Below are 20,630 nucleotides of genomic sequence, written 5' to 3' on the forward strand. Positions count from 1 at the left end.
TAACGGAAATGCTTGTCGACTGTTCGTTTGCAAATGGCCAGCACATGCCAATATCCCCGTGTCGGAACTTTCGGCTGCCAACGGCGGCACTTTTAGCGTCTGTGCAGACCAGACAACTGGATATCAAGCCCATGCACCCTATGGACATGCAATCAGCCGTCATTGCCAGGCTTCCTGTCCCTGACGAACTGGAGTCATTCAAAGTTGTAAAGAATCTTGTGACCTCGGCGTTATTGGAGTGTTGTTCAATCGTCGAGTTCGAAGCACTGAAAGAAACACCGGTCATTGAATGTGTGACTGAACAGGCACATGCCGATTTACAGGCATTTGCCATGAAAGATCCGGCTGCCGGCCGCGACCTGGTATTCATTGCAAAAACCTACACCTCTTATTCTGCGGTTTTGCATTATCGGCTTGCCCATTGGATCTACACCAATAGCGCCGCGACCTACGGCGCCGGCGGTCAATGTCTGGCCGCCATGATCTCACGGCGCGGAAAAATGCTTTCGGGGGCGGAGATCCATTTCCGCAGCCGCATTGGTGCGCGCTTCATCATCGATCACGGCATGGGCACCGTCATCGGAGAAACGTCGACCATTGGTGACGATTGCTACGTGCTTGGCGGCGTAACCCTGGGCGCTCGCGGTATCAGTGACAACCCCTCTAGCCCCAGGCACCCGACGTTGGGCAACCGGGTACAGATCGGCGCTTTCGCCAGTGTGCTGGGCGCTATTCATGTCGGTGACGGTGCGTTTATCGGGCCGGGCTGCATTGTGACCAAAGACGTCCCGGCCGCTGCCCGGGTACAAGTTAAAACATCATTGCAGGTGGTATTGGAATCATGAACTCTCTGAACTATGAAGTTTTAAGAAATACCGAGAAACTGTATTACAAAGACCAGTACCTGGCGGGCGCGAATACTCAAGTAGCGCGGGTGCACAGTGACGGCATCGAGTTGCTGAGTACGGTGGCCTATCCGGAAGGGGGCGGCCAGGAGGCGGATTTCGGCACCATTGAATTACCGGTGGGTACCGTGCGATTCGTCTGGGTTAAAAAACTCTACGGTAGCCCAATTCGCCTGGACGGTTTCAAAGGCGGAAAACTGGGCGGCATCATTATTCACAGCCTGCACCCGGATGATTTACACCTGTTGGATGAAGTCACCGTAGGTATGCCGGCCCGCGTCACTATCGATATTGAACGGCGCGAACGGCTGACGTTGTCTCACAGTGCCAGCCACTTCCTGTATGCCGCCGCCATCGGGCTGCGCGAAGAATTGAAGCAGTGGACTATCGGCTGCCATATCAAGGAGGACACGGCACGTTTCGACTTCCTGGTCGAGGACGCTTTCACTGCTGAAGACGTGCTTGAAATAGAACGACGGGCGAATGAGCTGATCGGCTGCGATGCGCCCATCGAGCACTACGCGGTTCAAGGCCTGGAAGACGCGCGTTTATGGACCTACAACGGGATCGAAATCCCGTGCGGGGGCACACACCTCGATTCACCTCGGCGCATCGGGCGCCTTAGCGTCAAGCGCAAACGCCTGGGTAAAGGCAAGGAACGGCTGATCTGCGTGTTCCCCGAGGCCGAAATCGACCTGTCCACTTATCACGAGCACGCACTATGAACAGCACGTTACCGCGGCGCACGTACCTGTACTTCACTGCACAGTCGATCAACCTGACGACTGCCGTGATGTCGGTGACGATGGCCGCCATTGTCGGGGCCGCACTGGCGCCTGACGCTGCATGGTCCACGGTGCCGTACGGGTTCCAGTTTCTGTGCCTGATGTTGGCAACTTATCCGGTCTCCAGGCTGATGGGTCGCATCGGCCGTAAAAAGGCTTTCATGCTGGGCGCGATTCCCCTGGCGCTGTCTGGTGTCAGCGGCTTTCTGGCGGTGGAGCACCAGCATTTTCCAACGCTGGTCCTCAGCCATTCTGCATTGGGCGTGTACATCGCGTTCGCCAACTTCAACCGGTTCGCGGCAACCGACAATCTTTCCCAGGCCTTGAAGCCCAAGGCGCTTTCGCTGGTCGTGGCGGGCGGGGTCATCGCGGCTGTCGTCGGGCCAACGCTTACCGAGTGGCTGCGTGATGTGGGTGGCTACCCACTGTTTTCGCTGTGTTATGCGGCGTTTGTCGGCCTGGCGTTGCTGTCATTGTTGATTGCCCTGTGCCTGCCCAACGATGCGGGCACGGCCAGCGCGGTCAACAGCGCAACAAAGCCGGCAAGCACCCTTGCCGAACCGGCAGACCCGAGCGTGGTTGTGGCAATGGCTGTCGCTGCGCTGGGCTACGGGATCATGAACCTGCTGATGATCCAGGCCTCGATGCACATGAAACACATGCACGAGGACTTCACTGACGTCCGCCTGGCGATCCAGTGGCATGTGATTGCCATGTTCGCCCCGTCGTTCTTCACCGGCGCCATTATCCAGCGACTGGGTATCAAGACCACGATTTGCGCGGGCCTGGCCCTGTTGATCGGTTGCTCGGCGATGAATATCTGGTCGCACAGCTACGCCATGATGACCCTGGCACTGATTGCTCTCGGGTTGGGCTGGAACCTCACTTATGTAGGCGGAGGTGCCTTGCTGGCCCAGTCACTGCAGAACAGCCCGGCCGCGATGCAGATGCAGGGCAAGAACGACCTGGCCATTGCCATCTTTGCCACTATCGGTGCATTCAGCCCTTCGCTGTTGCTGAGCTCGGTTGGCTGGGACGGTACCAACGCCATCTGCATGGTCCTCTGCGTGGGCCTGCTGGTTGCCACTGCCGGCCTGCTGCAGAACAAGGCCCGCCTGCATACTTCAATGGAAGGTGGCCGCAAATGAGCGAGCTCATCAGTGTCAGCGATCGTATCTACACCAAGCTGGAAATGAACAACCCAGGCGGCAGCCACAAATACCGGGCGGCGCGGCGGATCATCGAACATGCCGTGCGCAACGGTGACATCATTCCCGGGGTGACGACCGTCATCGAAAAAACCGGTGGCAGTTTCGGCTTTGGCTTGCTGGCGGCCTGCCACAAGTACCAGGTCGCCGTAGAGCTGGCGGTCGGGCTGAGTTTCAGCCAGACCAAGCGGGATCTGCTGGAGTGTTTCGGTGCCCGACTGATCGGCAAGGAAATGCTGATGGCCGGTGCCACACCCAAGGACGTGGTGATGCATCACTTGGATAACCAGGCCGCGCTGGGCAAGTCATACTTCTACACCGACCAGTTCAACAACCCGGTGGGCATCGAGGCCCATCGTTATCAGACCGCCAGTGAACTGGCCGTGCAACTGACCAACGCCGGGGCTGGGCGACAGATCCTGTTCGTGGGCTGTGCGGGTACTGGTGCCAGTTTCACAGGTATCACCCTGGGGCTGAAGGACCATGGCTTCGAGGTGTCGACGGTGCTGGTCGATCCCAATGGCTGTGATTCGAGGGCTGGCGTGTTCGTCGATCATCGTTTTGAAGGCATGGCCGTGGGCGTATGCCCGCCGTTCATGGACTGGTCGCTGGTGGATGAGCGGGCCCAGGTGCAGCACGCAGAGATGCTGGCTGCCCAGCGCTGGTTCTATATGCAGAGTGGGATTTTCGTGGGGAATACCGCTGCAGCCTGTCTTGCCGTTGCCCAGCGCATGGCCCAGCACCCGCAGTATGCCGAGTCCACCCTGGTGACCATCGCCTATGATGCCGGCCTCTGGTACCAGGACCTGCTGGGGGCTAACCGGCGCAAAGCCGCATAGCCCACCTGTGTCAGACACATGTTCCAGAGGCTGGCACGGTACCTGTGGAGCAGGCGACGCTGTGGATGGCACGGGCTTCGCCCGTGTTCGCGGGCGTGCCCGCTCCCACAGTGATCGTGCAATCTCTCAGATTTTTATCGAGTCAGTCGATCAGGCGCCGTGGCACTTCTTGTACTTCTTCTCGCTACCGCATGGGCACGGGTCGTTACGGCCAACGTCCTTCAGGGCGTTGCGCACCGGTTCCTGGGGGCCGTGGTTGCAGTGCGGGCCGTGTACATGGCCGTGGTCGTGGTGGTGATCATGGTCATGGTTGCAGTCAGGGCCATGAACGTGGGGTTGTTGGGACATTGCAGGGTTACTCCGGTAGGTGATCGCCGGGGATTATCTCACCACTGCGCGAGATGTGCAGGTCCCGATGGATGAGCAAGCCGGTCGCCAGTTCGCCCTGCAGGGTGTAATGCAGCGGCTGCTTGCTTCTGAGCAGCTTGGCCAGTGGCTTCAGGTGCTGCCACAGGTTGGTTCGTGCGGTGATCTTGAAAGTGCGCCCGGCATGCCCGCCCACGCTGCGCCATACGCTGGCTTCATCCTGCACCAATAGCAGGTCATTGAGGCGTATTGCATACGACACGTTGCGAAGAAACAGTCGGCTGTCATTGGGGTTGTCGACCCGCAGGTGCAACACGAACTCCTGTTCCAGCAGCCTGGCCTTGACCGTTTCGACCTCGACCAGATGCACTTCGGGCTCGCGCCAGTCCTCGCCCCAACTGGCACACCCCGTCAGCCATGCCAGTAGCGCACCGAGCAGTAGCAGACGGGGGCGCTCGATCATGTTCAGCTCCCTACGTAGCTGGCGCAGCATTTCTTGAATTTGTGCCCGCTGGCGCAGGGACAGGGGTCGTTGCGCCCGGCCTTCAGCCCGACCGTTGGATCGATGAAGTACCAGCGGCCGGCATGCTGGACGAACGCCGAGCGTTCGCGGTGCTGATGATCGCCGTCCTGGTCGTGCCAGCGCGCGGTAAAGGTGACGAAACTGTGCTCTGGTTGGCCGCCCAGCACTTCTGCGCTTTCCACCTCCAGGCCCAGCCAGGTGCTCTGTGCACTCCAGTCAGCCATGGCAGCACGGTCCAGGCCGGCTTGCTGGGCCGGCAGGGTGGTGGCTACCAGGTAGTCGACCAGGCCCAGCACGTATGCACTGTAGCGTGAGCGCATCAGGGCCTGGGCATCCGGTGCCGGGGTACCGGCATGGTAATGCCCGCAGCAGGCGTCAAGCAGGTTGCCACTGCCACAAGGGCAGACCGAGACACTCATCATCACCACCAGTACTTGCCGAAGTTTTCAGGGTTGGCCCAGAACCTGGCATTGAGCCAGTCCGGGACCTGCTTATAGTCATGTAGATCATAGGTGAACAGGCTCAAAACCTGTTGGTCACGGCAGAATTTCTCGCTGGCCGACATGGCCAGGGCGAAAAAGTCGGTGTCCTGCCAGCCGCAGGCAGCCAGGTCGGCCAGCACTGCAACCCGGCTGGCATTGAGGTTGCGAATGCCGCCAAGCAGCTCCAGGCCGGTGCGCTTGGGCAAGTGTTCCAGGCAGTCCACCAATACCGCCAGGTCAAAGCGCTGGGCGGCCAGTTTGGCCGGCAGCGGGCCAGGGGCGGCGGTGTCGATGGTCACCTGGGGGTGCGCCTGGGCGAAGGCGTCCAGCGCCGGAAAGCGCGTACCTACCAGCAGCAGCCGTTGTGGAGTGAAGCGCTCGAGCAGGGCTGCCAGGGCCTGTTGCGGGGTGCGTTTGGAGAAACCTTCGGTCATTGCCATTCCTCGTTCTAGTCATCCAAGACTAGCGGGCTGCGGCGTGCGGGCAAAGAGGCATGTGACCGTGTCGTAGCTTATTGCTGGCAGGGTTGGAATGCGCGGTCTTTACTCCCAGAGATCGGCCTTATGCCGATTCCCCCTAGGAGAAGCAATGAAATGAGCATAGTACGCACAGCGATACCCCTGGTACTGCTCACCAGTGTGTTGACTGGTTGTGCAGGTTTGCAAAAGACCGACTGGCCGAAATGTGCCGCCGTCGGGGGTGTAGGCGGCGCCGCCCTGGGCGCCATCGAAAGTTCCAGCTGGGCTGGCTGGGGTGCGTTGCTGGGCGGTGGCCTGGCGGCGGGCTATTGCTGGGCCCATGGCGATGGCGATGAGGATGGCGACGGCGTGCCAGACAGCCGTGACAAGTGCCCTGGCACACCGCGTGGTGTGCAGGTCGATGCCAACGGGTGTCCGCCTGAGCCGGTTGCGGTGGTCGAAGAAGTGGTGGTGCAGAAGGAAGAAGTCATTGTCATCCGCGATGTGCACTTCGAGTTCGATTCTGCGCGCCTGACGGCCAGTGACAAAGAGCGCCTCAATACCATTGCCACGCGCCTGAAACAGGAAGCGCCATCTGCCCGCCTTAGCGTCAGCGGCCATACCGACAGCGTCGGTTCCGACAGCTATAACCAGAAACTGTCCGAGCGACGCGCCCATTCGGTGACCGATTACCTGGTCGAGAGCGGTGTACCGCGCAGCAGCTTCGTTTCGGTGGTCGGCGCGGGTGAAACCCAGCCGGTGGCAGACAACGCCACGGCCGAAGGGCGTGCCATGAACCGCCGTACCGAGATCAAGATCCAGCGGTAAGACGGCGGGCGCCCGTGCCACGAGCAGTGGCACGGGCGCGTCTTCATGCCGGCCAGCCGTTTGTGGCCAATGACACAGGAGCATTCAGCATGAGTGTGACGTCGAAGGCGGCATTGCCGCTGTTGGTGGCTGTCAGCCTGCTCGCGGGTTGCGCTACGCACAGCGATGGCGGCGCGCCCCTCAATCAAAGGACCTGGCCCATCTGTAGCCTGCTGGGCGGCTTGGTCGGTGGCGGCCTTGGCGCCATCGAGAGTTCTTCCTGGGCTGCCGGTGGTGGCGCCTTGGGCGCCATCGCCGGCGGGCTGATTTGTTACGCCCAGGACGGTGACGAAGATGGTGACGGCATTTTCGACCGGCGCGATCACTGCCCCGAGACCCCAGCCAACACGGCGGTCGACCACATGGGTTGCCCACTGAAACAGTACCCGGCCGCGCCACCCGCCAGTGCACCCGAACCCTCGCCAGAGGTGATCACCCTCGATGACAACGGCGCGGTGATGTTCGCCTTCGACTCCGCCGAACTGACGCCGGCGGCCCAACAACGCCTGCAAGGCCTGGTGGCGAAGCTCAATTCACCGACGGTGACCAAGGTTCGTGTGATCGGGCACACCGACGGTGTGGGCTCCGACAGCTACAACCAGGCACTTTCCGAACGCCGCGCCAGCAGCGTTGCCGAGTACCTGATCGGCCAGGGCCTGGAGATGGGCAAGGTCACCAGCCAGGGCCGTGGGGAAAGCGAGCCGGTTACCGATAACGAGACCGAGGAGGGCCGCGCGCGCAACCGACGGGTGGAGCTGCACCTCAACTGAGTGGTGCTGGCGCCTGCCTTGGCATTGCCGTTAATGTTGCTTGCACGGTTTGCTTGATCAGGCCACCTCGACATGACAACCATCCATAGGGGCGGGTATGAAATTCATCCTGGGCCTGGGCAAGGTCCTGACGGTCGCTTTCTGGGGGGTGGTGCTGTTCAATCAGCTGATCCCACAACCCTTGCCCTTCAATCTGCTGATCAATGCCGCAGGCATCGTCTTGTTTGGCCTGCACCTGCTTGAAGTGCTGTTTTTCAATCGCAGCCTGCGCGGGCGCAGTCACCGGTGGTTTGACCGTTTGCAAATCCTGTTGACGGGCATCTTCCATGTCATGTCCATTCCCCGTCCGCGGGAGGCGCCGCGGGTGAACTGATTGTGCAGTGCCTCTGGTGCTCACTGCGATCCCTGCGGAAGCGGGCTTGCCCACGAACACCGGCAACGCCGGTGCCATGCACCGTGGCACCGGCTTCGCTGCAGGTTGCACGCAGCGTCTGTCAGATGACCAGGCGCGAACTGGCCACCGCAACCACTGCCAGCCCCAGCAGCAGATTGGCCCCCACCATCCGCCGAATGCGCCCCAGTACCGCCGCCCCCGTCGGCCAGTCCTCGGCCTGCACCGCCGCCTTCAATTCCGGCAGCAGCAACGCCTGAATGCGCATGAACAAGGCAAACATGGCGATCCCGCCGCCGATCATCACGTGCACGTACCGGGGCGCTGTCTCGAAACCGCTGAAGCGCATGTGCAACATGCCGATACCACTTATCGCCAAAATCGCCACCGCCAGCCAGACCCAGCCGAAGAAGCGTCGGAAAACTTCCACCCACAAGCGCAGGCGGGCAGGCCCTTCAAGGGCTGCAACCGTTGCCGGGCGCAGCACCAGCCAGGCGAAGAACATGCCGCCGACCCAAACGAGCGCGGCCAGAACATGCAGTGTGTAGGGCAGGGCAAAGGCGAGCATTCGGATCTCCATGCGGCAGAAAGGGCAATAGCGGGGTATGATAGCCGCCCCATGCGAAACACTGAAAATATATCCAGCCCTCCGGGCGCCTGCAGACCATGATCAGCAACGAACTCAAAGCCACTATCCAGGGCGCCTATACGCGTTTTCTCGAAGCCAAGAGCCTCAAGCCGCGCTATGGCCAGCGTCTGATGATCGCCGAAGTGGCCAAGGTGCTTGGCGACATTGCCTGCGACGATGAAGGCCGCCGCGCTGGCGAGCCTGCCGTGGTGGCCGTGGAAGCGGGCACCGGTACCGGCAAGACGGTAGCCTACAGCCTGGCTGCCATCCCGGCTGCCAAGGCCGCCGGCAAACGCCTGGTGATCGCCACGGCCACCGTGGCCCTGCAGGAGCAGATCGTCTTCAAGGACCTGCCCGACCTGATGCGCAGCAGCGGCCTCAATTTCAGCTTCGCCCTGGCCAAGGGCCGTGGCCGCTATCTGTGCCTGTCCAAGCTCGACATCCTGTTGCAGGAAGGCCACGCCCAGTCAGCCACGGCTCAGTTGTTCGAGGAAGAAGGCTTCCGCATCGAAGTCGACGAGCGCAGCCAGAAGTTGTTCAACAGCATGATAGAGAAGCTGGCCGGCAACCGCTGGGACGGTGACCGTGACAGCTGGCCAGAGGCCCTGGAAGACCAGGACTGGGCACGGCTGACCACCGACCACAGCCAGTGCACCGGCCGCCACTGCCCCAACTTCCAGCAGTGCGTGTTCTACAAGGCCCGCGAAGGCATGGGCAAGGTGGATGTGATCGTCACCAACCACGACATGGTCCTGGCCGACCTGGCCCTGGGGGGCGGTGCGGTGTTACCCGACCCGCGCGATACCATGTACGTGTTCGACGAAGGCCATCATCTGCCAGACAAGGCCATCGGCCATTTCGCCCATTATTCGCGGCTGCGTTCCACCGCCGACTGGCTGGAGCAGACCGCCAAGAACCTGACCAAACTGCTGGCACAGCATCCGCTGCCCGGCGACCTGGGCAAGTACATCGAGCAGGTGCCGGAGCTGGCGCGAGAAGTGCGCACCCAGCAGCAGTTCATGTTTACCCTTTGCGAGCAGGTGGCTGACTTCCGTCCCAGCGAGGACACCGAAGGCCGTGAGCGCCCGCGTTACCGTTTCGAGGGTGGGGTGGTGCCGGAGCAGATTCGCGAAGTGGGCATCGAACTGAAAAAGGGCTTTGCCCGCCTCAACGATCTGTTCACCCGCCTGGCTGATCTGCTGAAGGAAGGCATGGATGGCGAGGTCAATATCGGCATTGCCAGCCACCAGGCCGAAGAGTGGTATCCGCTGTTCGGCAGCCTGGTCACCCGTGCCCAGGGTAACTGGGAGCTGTGGACGGCCTTCACCGCCGAAGACCCGGAAGACAGCCCGCCCATGGCGCGCTGGCTGACGTTGGCCGAAAGTGGCGCGTTGTTCGACATCGAAGTCAACGCCAGCCCCATCCTCGCTGCAGACATGCTGCGGCGCAGCCTGTGGAGCGTCGCCCACGGCGCATTGGTGACCTCGGCGACATTGACCGCGCTGGGCAAGTTCGACCGTTTCCGCATGCGTTCGGGGTTGCCGCGCGACGCAGTCACTTGCGTGGTACCCAGCCCGTTTGTGCATGGCGATGCCGGCCTGTTGCGGGTCCCCGACCTGCAGGCCGACCCACGCGATGCAGCTGCGCACACCGCGGCGATCATCCGCGAGCTGCCGAACATCGTCGAGGATGCCCGTGGCGCGCTGGTGCTGTTCTCGTCACGCAAGCAGATGCAGGATGTGTTTGATGGTCTGGACCGTGACTGGCGCAAGCTGGTGCTCATCCAGGGTAACCTTTCAAAGCAGGAAACCCTGAACAAGCACAAGGCGCGGGTCGACGATGGCCAGCACAGCGTGCTGTTTGGCCTGGCCAGCTTTGCCGAAGGTGTCGACCTGCCGGGTGCGTATTGCGAGCACGTCGTCATCGCCAAGATTCCCTTTGCAGTGCCCGACGACCCGGTCGAAGCTGCGCTGGCCGAGTGGATCGAGGCACGTGGCGGTAACCCGTTCATGGAAATTGCCGTGCCCGACGCCTCGTTGAAGCTGATCCAGGCCTGCGGTCGCCTTCTGCGTACCGAACAGGATCGCGGCGTTATCACCTTGCTTGACCGGCGCTTGGTCACGCAGCGCTACGGCAAGGCTATTCTCAATGCGCTGCCGCCGTTCCGGCGGGAAATTTCCTGACCGCCGGAGCACTTGCGCCGGCGCATTGTCCATTACTCGTCTTGGACCCATCAGGGTCCTGAAGGAGAGCTCCAGCCTTATGATCCGCCGCACCCTGCCCGCCGTTTTCGCCTTGTTGTGCAGTTCGCCCTTGCTGGCCGGGCAGCAGACGCTGTTCAGCTTCGTGCGCCCGGCTTCGGTGGTCAATGTGGCGACCGTGGACGCCGGCATGCCGCAGTACAACGCGGAACAAACGGCCGAGGGTGAGGTGTTGCGGCGTGTGGTGTTCAACCCGGCCCAGCAGCCGACCCTGCGTCTGAGCCCGCAGGGCGGGGTGTGGGACTGGTCCGCCGGGCAGTTCCTGACCTTGCGCCTGCAAAGTGCCATGGATTGGGCATTGACCGTGGATGTCACAGTGCAAGGCAGCGATGGCCGCGCCTTGACCAGCCGTATCGACCTGCCCGCCGGCCCCGCGCAAACCGTGATGGTGCCCCTGACGGCCAGTTCGCCGCTGGACCAGGGCATGCGCGCCGGCCCGCCGATGCCCTGGAACCATGGCGGTCAGCGCCTCCTTTTGGCCAGCAGTGCCGGAGCCATCGACCTCAAGCAGGTGGCCTCGGTCAGCCTGAGCATCCCCAGCCCCAAGGTGGCGCAGAGCCTGCTGATCGAGCGTGTCGGTATCCAGGATGACGACCAGGCGTACAGGGCGGCCTACCACGCGCTGATTGATGCTTATGGCCAGTCGACTCGCGGTAACTGGCCCGAGAAGGTATCCAGTGACGAGCAGCTCAAGGCGGCCGATACCCGTGAACAGCAGCAGCTCAAGGGCTGGTTGGCAGAGCGTGGCAAGCAGCAGTTGGACGCGTACGGCGGCCTGGTGGGCGGGCCGGCCTTTGCAGCCAAGGGCTTCTTTCGCACTGAAAAGCGTGATGGCCGCTGGTACCTGGTAACGCCGGATGGGCACCCGTTCTATTCCCTGGGGGTGAACGCCGTGGCGGCAGACGGCGGGCGAACGTATGTCGCCGGGCGCGAGGGCATGTTCAAGGCCCTGCCCGCTGAGGGCGATGCATTGGCGGCGTTCTATGGCGAAAGCAACAACGACGATGGCAATGCCTCGTCGCAAGGGCGCAATTTCAAGCAGGGCCGCTGGTTCGACTTCTATGCCGCCAACCTGCAGCGTACCTATGGCAAACCCTGCCCGCCCGCAGTGGAGGGCCAGCCAGCCAACTGCGCGCCGCCGGTGCTGGATGCCGACCGCTGGCAGGCGCACGCGCTTGACCGCCTTCAGGCCTGGGGGTTCAACACCGTTGGCAACTGGAGCGAGCCGGCGCTTGGCCAAGCCAGACGCATGCCGTATACCTTGCCGCTGTCGATCGTAGGCGACTACGCCAGCATCAGCACTGGCATGGACTGGTGGGGCCGCATGCCCGACCCGTTCGACCCGCGTTTTGCCATGGCGACCGAACGTGCCGTGGCCATCGCCGCGCGTGATCACCGTGACGACCCTTGGCTCATCGGCTACTTCGCAGATAACGAACTGGCCTGGGCAGCCCCTGGAAGCGACCCCAAAAGCCGTTATGGCCTGGCCTACGGCACCTTGCGCCTGACCACCGACGTGCCAGCCAAGCGCGCGTTCCTCAAGCAGTTGCGCGACAAGTATCGCAACCAGGAAGGGTTGTCCAAGGCCTGGGGCATCGAACTGTCCGCCTGGGAGCTCATGGAAGATCCTGGCTTCGAGGCGCCGCTGCCTGACCCGGAGCATCCGGAAATCGAACGTGACTACCAGCACTTCCAGCAGGTATTTGCCGAGACCTACTTCAAGACCATTTCCGATTCGTTGAAGTGGCATGCGCCCAATCACATGCTCCTGGGGGGCCGCTATGCGGTCAGCACACCGGAGGCGGTCAAGGCCTGCGCCGAGTTCTGCGATGTGCTGAGCTTCAACTTCTATACCCTCAAGCCACAGGACGGTTACGACTTTGCCCGCCTGGCGGAGCTCGACAAGCCGGTGCTGGTGTCCGAGTTCCAGTTCGGCTCGCGTGATCGCGGGCCGTTCTGGCCGGGGCCATTGGAGCTGGCGCGGGAAGAGGATCGCGGCCCGGCCTACGCAAACTTCCTCAAGGCGGCCCTGGCGCAGCCGATGATCGTTGGCGCGCACTGGTTCCAGTACCTCGACCAACCGGCCAGCGGTCGCCTGCTTGATGGTGAAAACGGTCACCTCGGGCTGGTGGCGATTACCGATATGCCGTATCCAGGTTTTGTCGATGCCGTGCGCAAAAGCAATTTGCAAACCATGAGCCAACTGCGTGCCGAGCTGGAAAAACCGGCTCCCTGAGATCAGGCAGATGCAGTCAACTCAAGTGAGCGCGGCCTTGTGTCGCGACCACTTGGCCCGAGCCAGTTTGCAAAACACCCAACTACTGAAACAATGCACACCTTTTTGGATATGGTCGTACGGAGAGCAGCGGGTGCAGATCCAGGGTCACTATGAGCTGAAGTTCGAAGCTGTGCGCGAAGCTTTTGCCGCGCTGTTCGATGATCCCCAGGAGCGTGGCGCTGCGCTGTGCATCCAGGTGGGTGGCGAAACCGTCGTTGACCTGTGGGCTGGCAGTGCCGACAAGGACGGCCAGCAGGCCTGGCACAGCGATACCATCGCCAACTTGTTCTCCTGCACCAAGACCTTCGCGGCTGTTACCGCCCTGCAGCTGGTCGGCGAGGGCAAGCTGGCCCTCGATGCCCCGGTGGCCAACTACTGGCCCGAGTTTGCCCAGGCGGGTAAGCAGTCGATCACCTTGCGTCAGCTACTTAGCCACCGCGCCGGCTTGCCGGCCATTCGCGAGCTGTTGCCGGCTGAAGCCTTGTATGACTGGCAGTACATGGTCGATGCCCTGGCAGCCGAGGCACCGTGGTGGACGCCAGGCACAGAACACGGCTATGCCGCCATCACCTATGGCTGGCTGATCGGCGAGCTGATTCGCCGTGCCGACGGCCGTGGCCCTGGCGACTCGATCGTGGCTCGCACCGCCCGCCCATTGGGGCTGGATTTCCATGTTGGCCTGGCCGACGAAGAGTTCCACCGCGTGGCGCATATCGCCCGTGGCAAGGGCAATGCTGGAGACAGTGCAGCGCAACGCTTGCTGCAGGTGACCATGCGCGAGCCTGAGGCACTGTCGACCCGTGCCTTTACCAACCCGCCCGCGATACTGACCAGCACCAACAAACCGGAATGGCGGCGCATGCAGCAGCCAGCGGCCAATGGCCATGGCAACGCACGCAGCCTGGCGGGGTTCTATGCCGGGCTGCTGGACGGTAGTTTGCTTGAATCGGAACTGCTCGATGAGCTGACCCGCGAGCATAGCCTTGGCCAGGACCGTACCTTGCTCACCCAGACCCGTTTCGGCCTGGGCTGCATGCTCGACCAGCCCGATGTGGCCAATGCCACCTTTGGTCTCGGCGTCCGCGCCTTTGGCCACCCCGGTGCCGGTGGTTCGGTCGGTTTTGCCGACCCTGAGCACGACGTGGCCTTCGGTTTTGTGGTCAATACCCTAGGCCCATATGTGCTGATGGACCCCCGTGCCCAGAAACTGGTACGCGTCCTTGCCAGTTGCCTTTGATCGGGTAATGCGGGTATTGGCACACCCCTTTGACTATCCTCAATGCCAACGCCTGAAGTTCGTAGGCAAAATATCTTTCTATTTCATGGTGTATCGCTGATGTCTTCACATAAAACCTTAGCACTCGCCCTGTGCCTGACCGCCGTTACCGGCTGCGCCAGCCACTCCCCGGACGGCTCCAAGGAAGGTGGCTCCAGCTGGTGGCCTTTCGGTTCGGACAAGGTTGCCGAGCAGGAAGTGAAATCAGCCGTCACCGAAAACGTGGCCAAAGCCGATGCCAAATCCGAAAGCGCCAGCCGCTGGTGGTGGCCGTTTGGCGGTGACGACAAGCAAGCCAAAGGGCCGGTGGTGCCGAAGATCGATCAGAAGGCCACTCAGGCCTGGCTGGATGAATACGAGCCCAAGCTGCGCGAAGCGATCAAGGACAGCAAGCTGGAGCTGGAGCGTCGTGACAATGTGCTGGCGGTAACCCTGCCGGTGGACAGCTCGTACAATCCTGATCGCCCGAACATGTTGCTGCCCATGTCCTTGGGCCCGATCACCCGCGTCGCCAAGACTGTCGAAGGCGACCCCAAGACTGCCGTGCTGGTACTGGGCCATGCCGACAGCAGCGGTGCCGCCGTTGCCAACCAGAAGCTCAGCCTGGAGCGCGCCGCTTCGGTATCGGCCATCTTCCGCCTCAGCGGCCTGCAGCGTGACCGCCTGACCCTCAAGGGCATGGGCTCGGTGATGCCGCGCGCTGCCAACGACAGCGCCGAGGGGCGCGCCCTGAACCGCCGCGTGGAAATGTTGCTGACCCCGCAAAACACCATGGTCGCGCTGCTGGCCAAATACCAGCAGGCCGCCCCGGCACCCGCCCCGGCGTCGATGGTGGCGGTGCAGGATGCCAAGGCGCCAGCCGCCAAGGCCGCTGACAGCAAGCCGGCCGTCAAGGCTGCGGCGAAGAAACCTGTTGCCAAGGCCAAAACGCCTGCGAAGACTGCAGCCAAGAAAAAAGCTGCGCCGGCCAAGCCTGCTGCCAAGAAAGCTGCCGTTGACAAGAAAGTAGCTGCCAACAGCCCTGCGAAGACCAACTGATCGTCAAGGAACCGCAGTAATGACCCAATCCCTGGCCGATATGCGCCGCGACTACACCCGTGATGGCCTGGCCGAGGCCCAGGCACCAGGGGAGCCGTTCGCCCTGTTCCACCAGTGGTTCGCCGATGCGGTGAAAACCGAGCAGGCGCCGGTGGAAGCCAATGCCATGACCTTGGCCACCGTGGACGGCGAAGGTCGCCCGCATTGCCGTGTATTGCTGTTGAAGGGGCTCGACGAGCAGGGTTTCACCTTCTTCACCAACTATGACAGCGCCAAGGGCCAGCAACTGCAAGCCAACCCCTTTGCGGCAATGACCTTTTTCTGGCCGGCGCTGGAGCGTCAGGTGCGCATCGAGGGCCGGGTGCAGAAGGTCACGGCGCAGGAGTCGGATGCCTACTACCAGGTGCGCCCGCTGGGCAGTCGCCTGGGGGCCTGGGCTTCGCCACAGAGCCGTGTGATTGCTGGGCGTGAAGAGCTGGAGGGCCTGGTCAAGGCTACCGAAGCGCGTTTCTCCGACACCCAGCCGCACTGCCCTGAGCATTGGGGGGGATACCGTTTGTTGCCCGAGCGCATCGAGTTCTGGCAGGGGCGGGCAAGCCGCCTGCATGATCGTTTGAACTATCGGCTGGTGGATGGGCAATGGCTGCGGGAGCGGCTGGCGCCCTGAGCAACTGGGGCCGCCAAGCGGCCCCAGCCATCGATCAAGCTACCCCGGATAACCCGCCGCCTCGCGCTCCAGCCACCCCGCCAGTTGCTTACGCCCCACCTTCTCCTGCCGCGCCTGCGCCAACCTTTCCAGCATGAACGCGCGTTTTTCAGGATCGGCCCCTGCCAGCGACAACGCCAGGTCGCGGTCCATCCAGCGGCGCATGCGCACATACAACCACCCGTGGAAATAGAGTCCCATAACGGTGGTGACCACGACGATGAAGTAATCCATGGCTATTCTTGGTCTCACTTGAAAGGCCTTCGACACAGCCAGGCAGGCTGTACCCCGGCTGAATGAAAACAATTTTATTACGTTTGTACCGTGACAGCCGTCAATGTGCAGCGTCTAATGAGCACCTGACTTATGGAGACTTTACCCATGCGTAAATCCGCTTTGCTGGTGGCGACCTTTACCACCATGTCGCTGCTGCTGGGGGGCTGTGCCTCGAGCCTGACCGGTGACAGCTACTCTCGTGACGAAGCCCGCCGCGTGCAAACCGTGCGTATGGGTACCATCGAATCCCTGCGTCCGGTCAAGATAGAGGGCACCAAGACGCCGATTGGCGGCGGTGCCGGTGCCATCGTGGGTGGTGTAGCCGGCAGCGCCGTGGGCGGTGGCCGTGGCAGCATCGTGGCTGCCGTGATCGGTGCCGTGGCCGGTGGCCTGGCGGGTTCCGCAGCAGAAGAAGGCCTAACCCGTACCCAAGGTGTCGAAATTACCGTTCGTGAAGATGATGGCAGCATGCGCGCCTATGTGCAGGCCGTGCAGGAGAACGAAGTCTTCCGCGTTGGCGAGCGCGTGCGCATCATGACAGTTGACGGTACCAGCCGCGTTTCGCACTGACCGTAGCGCAGTAAAACAAAACCCCGACATGGCTGCTGCCAGTCGGGGTTTTTTCGTGCTGCAGCCTAGTCAGGCAACGCTGGTTTTGCGGCTGGCCATTGCGGTGACGGCGTAGCCGATCACCGCGGCAAAGAACGAACCAGTAAGAATACCCATGCGGTCCATGCCGGCATACTCACTGCTACCCGGGGCGAAGGCGAGCGAGCCTACGAACAGGCTCATGGTGAAGCCAATGCCGCAGAGTATCGCCACCCCCAGAATTTGCCCCCAACCAGCACCTGCAGGCAGCGCGGCCAGGCGCAGTTTGACCGCCACCCAGGTCAGGCCGAAAACCCCCACGGTCTTGCCCAGCAACAGGCCGACCGTGATGCCCATCGGCACGGGGTGGGTGAAGCTGTCCAGGGTCATGCCTGCCAGCGAAACGCCGGCATTGGCGAAGGCGAAAATCGGCAGGATGGCATAGGCCACCCAGGGGTGCAGGGCGTGTTCCAGTGCCAGCAGAGGCGACGATTCAGCATTGCGTGTACGCAGCGGTATGCACAAGGCCAGGGCGACACCAGCCAGAGTGGCGTGCACGCCACTTTTGAGCACACAGACCCACAGGATCAGGCCAACGATCATGTAGGGCCCAAGCTTGACCACGCCAAGCCGGTTCATTGCCACCAGTACCACCAGACAGGCCGCAGCCAGCAGCAGCGACACACTCGACAGGGTGCCGGAATAGAACAGGGCGATGACAATGATCGCACCCAGGTCGTCGATGATCGCCAGGGTCATCAGGAACAGCTTCAGTGACACCGGTACACGCTTGCCGAGCAGGGCCAGGACGCCGAGAGCGAAGGCGATGTCGGTGGCGGTAGGGATCGCCCAGCCTGCCACAGCTGCAGGATTGTCACGGTTGATGAACCAGTAGATCAGCGCTGGCACCACCATGCCGCCCACCGCTGCGGTGGCAGGCAGGATCACTTGTGAGGGCTTGGACAGGTGACCGTCGACCACCTCGCGTTTGACCTCAAGGCCGATGAGCAGGAAGAACAGGGCCATCAGGCCGTCGTTGATCCACAGTAGCAATGGCTTGGCGATGTTCAGCGCGCCGACCTGGACGGCAACGGGTACATCGAGCAAGCCGCCGTACAGGTAGGACAGCGGCGAGTTGTTGATGATCAGGGCCAGAACGGCGGCGGTGATCAGCAGCAGGCCGCTGGCAGCTTCGAGCTGGAAGAAGCGGGTAAACAGGCTACGCACGGGTGGTAGGCCCTCCATGAGCAGTTTACGAATGGTACGGGCGGACACCCTAGCCTGTAGAGATATGCTTTCAAACAAAAACAATATTCGTTTTTGTTATATGGTGTTGCCGACAGGCCTGGGGCAAGCCTAGATTGATTTGGGGAAGGAGGGGGGAGGGGAAGTCTGGAGTAGGTGCTGGAATCTTCTGATGCCTGCCCGAGCCCTTTCGCGGGTAAACCCGCTCCTACCGGGGAACCATTGGTCCGTGTAGGAGCGGGTTTACCCGCGAAGAAGCCCTGTCAGTCGATAAAGAGTCAGAGGCCGAGCATATCCCGCGCCACCGCCTCTGCGATGCGAATGCCATCCACACCGGCAGACAGGATCCCACCCGCGTACCCGGCCCCTTCACCCGCCGGGAACAGCCCTTTGAGGTTCAGGCTCTGGTAATCCTCTCCCCGGGTAATCCGCAGTGGCGACGAGGTACGCGTCTCGATCCCGGTCAACACCGCGTCATGCAGGTTATAGCCCTTGATCTGCCTGTCGAACGCTGGCAGTGCCTCACGGATCGCCTCGATGGCGAAGTCCGGCAGGCTCGGCGCCAGGTCACCCAAGGTCACGCCCGGCTTGTAGGACGGCTCGACACTGCCCAGCGCGGTCGAGGGCCGGCCGGCGACAAAATCACCCACCAGTTGCGCCGGGGCCTGGTAGTTGCTGCCGCCCATTACATAGGCGTGCGCCTCCAGGCGCTCCTGCAGTTCGATACCGGCCAACGGGCCGCCCGGGTAGTCGCGCTCGGGGTCGATGCCGACGACAATGCCGGAGTTGGCGTTGCGCTCGTTACGCGAATACTGGCTCATGCCGTTGGTCACGACTCGCCCTGGCTCGCTGGTGGCCGCTACCACGGTGCCACCCGGACACATGCAGAAGCTGTATACCGAGCGGCCATTCTTGGCGTGGTAGACCAGCTTGTAGTCGGCGGCACCCAGTTTCGGGTGGCCGGCGTACTTGCCCAGACGTGCCTTGTCGATCAGTGTTTGCGGGTGCTCGATACGGAAGCCCACCGAGAACGGCTTGGCTTCCATGTACACACCTTTGGCATGCAACATGCGGAAGGTGTCGCGGGCGCTGTGGCCCAGGGCCAATACCACATGGCGACTGTGCAACTGCTCGCCACTTTCAAGCACTACACCGGTCAGTTGGCCATCCTCGATCAGCAGGTCGGTGACCTTCTCCTGGAAGCGCACTTCGGCCCCCAGGGCGATCATGTCCTGGCGCATCTGTTCGACCATGCCGGTGAGGCGGAAAGTGCCGATGTGCGGCTTGTTGATGTAGAGGATTTCGTCTGGCGCACCGGCCTTGACGAATTCTTCCAGCACTTTGCGGCCGTGGTGTTGCGGGTCCTTGATCTGGCTGTACAGCTTGCCGTCCGAGAAGGTACCGGCGCCGCCTTCACCGAACTGCACGTTGGACTCAGGGTTGAGCACGCTTTTACGCCATAGGCCCCAGGTATCCTTGGTGCGCTGGCGCACTTCCTTGCCGCGTTCGAGGATGATCGGCTTGAAGCCCATTTGTGCCAGCAACAGGCCGGCAAAGATGCCGCACGGGCCGAACCCGACCACGATCGGGCGCTCCTGCAGGCCTGCCGGGGCCTGGCCGACGAACTTGTAGGTGACATCTGGCGCTGGGCCGATGTTGCGATCATCAGCGAACTTGCTGAGCAGCTCGGCCTCGTTGCTGGCTTCCAGGTCGATGGTGTAGATGAACAGCAGTTCGCTGTTCTTCTTGCGCGCATCGTAGCTGCGCTTGAACAGGTTGAAGCTGAGCAGTTGCTCGTCGCGGATGCCCAGGCGCTGGACGATGGCTTCGCGCAACGCTTCGTCGGGATGGTCCAGGGGCAGCTTCAGTTCGGTGATTCGTAGCATGGCAGGGTCCAGTATCCCGGCCATGGGCGGCCGGCGGCTTTACACAAACCGCCAAGTATAAGCTGTTAGACGCCCCGACTGGCAGGATAAAAGCGCCCGGCGATCAGTTGTCGCGCGCACCACCGTAGTAACCGCAGCCGCGCAGGGTCTGGCCGTCGATGCGCAGTTCGGCGCGCAGGTGGTGGATGGCGCCGGTGGCGCTGTCGACGCAGCGTTGCGGGGCGACCCACAGTTCCACGTGCTGGCCGTTGGCTTCGCTGGTCAGGGTCAGGCCGCCGCCGGGCACTTCTTCTTCGAGGAAGGGCAGAGGCAGCGGGTCTTTGCCGATGCGGTTGAGCACCATGCCCTTGCCGCTGGCCTTGACGTCCCAGTCTGGTTCGTGGCCATTGGCGCGCAGGGTCAGCTGCTTGAAATTGGGGTCGTCGCAAGCGCGTGTGGAGGGTTCCAGGCGGTACAGGCGGCTGACTTCCAGCTGGCCGTCGTTGTCGGCCTGCTTGGCGCCAGTGAGGCGACCGCGCACGTCGGCGAACAACTTGGCGTTGGCGTCCTTGGCCAGGTTGGCGGACTCCTGCAGGATGCCGGTGCCGGCGACGTCGTTGATCACGAAGCGGCGTGCCTCGCTGCAGGGCTTGAACAACAGGCGGCCGCCGTTGGCGCTTAGTTCGCCCTGCATGCGTGTGGTGCCGATGTTCGGGTCGCGGGGCGGCTCGGCCAGTAGCTGGCAGCCAGCGAACAGGGGCAACAGGGCGCTGAGCAGCAGGGTAGGGGTGAGGCGCATGGGGGCGGGCTCCGGGGAATCTTTGCCAAAGAGCTGGCCACGATACACGTCCTGCGGGCAGAAAAAAGGGCCCGAA

General features: G+C 62.3%; 22 protein-coding genes. 13 read left to right on the plus strand and 9 right to left on the minus strand.

The annotated features are described in order from the left end of the window. Positions 1–131: 131 nt before the first annotated feature. The 4 genes from LVS58_RS11350 to LVS58_RS11365 are packed head-to-tail and all read left to right on the plus strand — an operon-like array spanning position 132 to position 3,737. The gene (locus LVS58_RS11350) at positions 132–845 is read left to right on the plus strand and encodes a serine O-acetyltransferase (protein ID WP_233691135.1); all 714 of its coding nucleotides are present in this window, start codon (positions 132–134) and stop codon (positions 843–845) included. Beyond that, the gene (locus tag LVS58_RS11355) at positions 842–1,630 is read left to right on the plus strand and encodes an alanyl-tRNA editing protein (RefSeq protein ID WP_233691136.1); all 789 of its coding nucleotides are present in this window, start codon (positions 842–844) and stop codon (positions 1,628–1,630) included. Before LVS58_RS11350 ends, LVS58_RS11355 begins: the two co-directional genes overlap by 4 nt. After that, positions 1,627–2,838 (plus strand): MFS transporter, encoded by a 1,212-nt coding sequence (locus tag LVS58_RS11360; RefSeq protein WP_233691137.1) that lies wholly within the window; start codon positions 1,627–1,629, stop codon positions 2,836–2,838. The genes LVS58_RS11355 and LVS58_RS11360 overlap by 4 nt, the downstream gene beginning before the upstream one ends. Beyond that, positions 2,835–3,737, plus strand: coding sequence for a pyridoxal-phosphate dependent enzyme (locus LVS58_RS11365; RefSeq protein ID WP_233691138.1), 903 nt, complete (start codon positions 2,835–2,837; stop codon positions 3,735–3,737). The genes LVS58_RS11360 and LVS58_RS11365 overlap by 4 nt, the downstream gene beginning before the upstream one ends. A gap of 150 nt (positions 3,738–3,887) precedes the next feature. On the opposite strand, the gene LVS58_RS11370 is transcribed toward LVS58_RS11365, so the two are convergent. From LVS58_RS11370 to LVS58_RS11385, 4 genes are read right to left on the minus strand one after another with little or no spacing between them, the layout of a single operon-like run. Beyond that, the gene (locus LVS58_RS11370) at positions 3,888–4,085 is read right to left on the minus strand and encodes an SEC-C metal-binding domain-containing protein (RefSeq protein ID WP_233691139.1); all 198 of its coding nucleotides are present in this window, start codon (positions 4,083–4,085) and stop codon (positions 3,888–3,890) included. Positions 4,086–4,092: 7 nt separating this feature from the next. Continuing rightward, entirely contained in the window at positions 4,093–4,566 is a 474-nt protein-coding gene (locus LVS58_RS11375; protein WP_233691140.1) for an LEA type 2 family protein, read from the minus strand. A gap of 2 nt (positions 4,567–4,568) precedes the next feature. Continuing rightward, positions 4,569–5,045, minus strand: a complete 477-nt coding sequence (locus tag LVS58_RS11380; RefSeq protein WP_029615445.1) for a YchJ family protein — start codon at positions 5,043–5,045, stop codon at positions 4,569–4,571. 2 nt (positions 5,046–5,047) lie between these two features. After that, on the minus strand, positions 5,048–5,542 hold the full coding sequence (locus LVS58_RS11385) for a DUF6231 family protein (RefSeq protein WP_233691141.1): 495 nt from the start codon (positions 5,540–5,542) through the stop codon (positions 5,048–5,050). 159 nt (positions 5,543–5,701) lie between these two features. On the opposite strand from LVS58_RS11385, the gene LVS58_RS11390 reads away from it, so the two are divergent. The 3 genes from LVS58_RS11390 to LVS58_RS11400 all read left to right on the plus strand — a co-directional run bounded on the left by LVS58_RS11390 (position 5,702) and on the right by LVS58_RS11400 (position 7,576). Then, positions 5,702–6,394 carry an OmpA family protein gene (locus LVS58_RS11390; protein WP_003254894.1) on the plus strand — a complete coding sequence of 231 codons (693 nt, stop codon included), beginning with the start codon at positions 5,702–5,704 and terminating at the stop codon, positions 6,392–6,394. A gap of 89 nt (positions 6,395–6,483) precedes the next feature. Then, the gene (locus LVS58_RS11395) at positions 6,484–7,203 is read left to right on the plus strand and encodes an OmpA family protein (RefSeq protein WP_233691142.1); all 720 of its coding nucleotides are present in this window, start codon (positions 6,484–6,486) and stop codon (positions 7,201–7,203) included. 97 nt (positions 7,204–7,300) lie between these two features. Next, a complete protein-coding gene (locus LVS58_RS11400) occupies positions 7,301–7,576 on the plus strand; it encodes a DUF1145 domain-containing protein (protein ID WP_233691143.1) in 276 nt (91 codons plus the stop codon). Positions 7,577–7,697: 121 nt separating this feature from the next. On the opposite strand, the gene LVS58_RS11405 is transcribed toward LVS58_RS11400, so the two are convergent. After that, positions 7,698–8,162, minus strand: a complete 465-nt coding sequence (locus tag LVS58_RS11405) for a CopD family protein (protein ID WP_233691144.1) — start codon at positions 8,160–8,162, stop codon at positions 7,698–7,700. Positions 8,163–8,260: 98 nt separating this feature from the next. On the opposite strand from LVS58_RS11405, the gene dinG reads away from it, so the two are divergent. The 5 genes from dinG (at position 8,261) to pdxH (ending at position 15,742) form a co-directional block, all read left to right on the plus strand. Continuing rightward, complete coding sequence (gene dinG / locus LVS58_RS11410; RefSeq protein WP_233691145.1) at positions 8,261–10,405, plus strand: ATP-dependent DNA helicase DinG; 2,145 nt, start codon at positions 8,261–8,263, stop codon at positions 10,403–10,405. Positions 10,406–10,484: 79 nt separating this feature from the next. Then, positions 10,485–12,719, plus strand: coding sequence for a beta-galactosidase (locus tag LVS58_RS11415; RefSeq protein ID WP_233691146.1), 2,235 nt, complete (start codon positions 10,485–10,487; stop codon positions 12,717–12,719). 133 nt (positions 12,720–12,852) lie between these two features. Next, a complete protein-coding gene (locus LVS58_RS11420) occupies positions 12,853–13,998 on the plus strand; it encodes a serine hydrolase domain-containing protein (RefSeq protein ID WP_233691147.1) in 1,146 nt (381 codons plus the stop codon). A 99-nt stretch (positions 13,999–14,097) separates the two neighbouring features. Beyond that, positions 14,098–15,075, plus strand: coding sequence for an OmpA family protein (locus LVS58_RS11425; RefSeq protein WP_233691148.1), 978 nt, complete (start codon positions 14,098–14,100; stop codon positions 15,073–15,075). A 19-nt stretch (positions 15,076–15,094) separates the two neighbouring features. Further along, entirely contained in the window at positions 15,095–15,742 is a 648-nt protein-coding gene (gene pdxH, locus LVS58_RS11430) for a pyridoxamine 5'-phosphate oxidase (RefSeq protein WP_233691149.1), read from the plus strand. Between the two features lie 39 nt (positions 15,743–15,781). On the opposite strand, the gene LVS58_RS11435 is transcribed toward pdxH, so the two are convergent. Next, positions 15,782–16,015, minus strand: coding sequence for a hypothetical protein (locus LVS58_RS11435; protein WP_233691150.1), 234 nt, complete (start codon positions 16,013–16,015; stop codon positions 15,782–15,784). Positions 16,016–16,162: 147 nt separating this feature from the next. Between LVS58_RS11435 and LVS58_RS11440 the strand changes: the two genes are divergently transcribed. Next, on the plus strand, positions 16,163–16,627 hold the full coding sequence (locus tag LVS58_RS11440; protein ID WP_003254883.1) for a glycine zipper 2TM domain-containing protein: 465 nt from the start codon (positions 16,163–16,165) through the stop codon (positions 16,625–16,627). Between the two features lie 69 nt (positions 16,628–16,696). Here the strand turns inward: LVS58_RS11440 and nhaA are convergent, their stop codons facing one another. The 3 genes from nhaA to LVS58_RS11455 all read right to left on the minus strand — a co-directional run bounded on the left by nhaA (position 16,697) and on the right by LVS58_RS11455 (position 20,554). Further along, positions 16,697–17,890: a Na+/H+ antiporter NhaA gene (gene nhaA, locus LVS58_RS11445; protein WP_233691169.1), complete on the minus strand. Its 1,194-nt coding sequence runs from the start codon at positions 17,888–17,890 to the stop codon at positions 16,697–16,699. A gap of 278 nt (positions 17,891–18,168) precedes the next feature. Continuing rightward, on the minus strand, positions 18,169–19,776 hold the full coding sequence (locus tag LVS58_RS11450; RefSeq protein WP_019750617.1) for an NAD(P)/FAD-dependent oxidoreductase: 1,608 nt from the start codon (positions 19,774–19,776) through the stop codon (positions 18,169–18,171). A gap of 103 nt (positions 19,777–19,879) precedes the next feature. Beyond that, entirely contained in the window at positions 19,880–20,554 is a 675-nt protein-coding gene (locus LVS58_RS11455; protein ID WP_233691151.1) for a COG3650 family protein, read from the minus strand. Positions 20,555–20,630: the final 76 nt, after the last annotated feature.

Source organism: Pseudomonas sp. JR33AA (genome assembly GCF_021378985.1).
Taxonomy (GTDB): domain Bacteria; phylum Pseudomonadota; class Gammaproteobacteria; order Pseudomonadales; family Pseudomonadaceae; genus Aquipseudomonas; species Aquipseudomonas alloputida.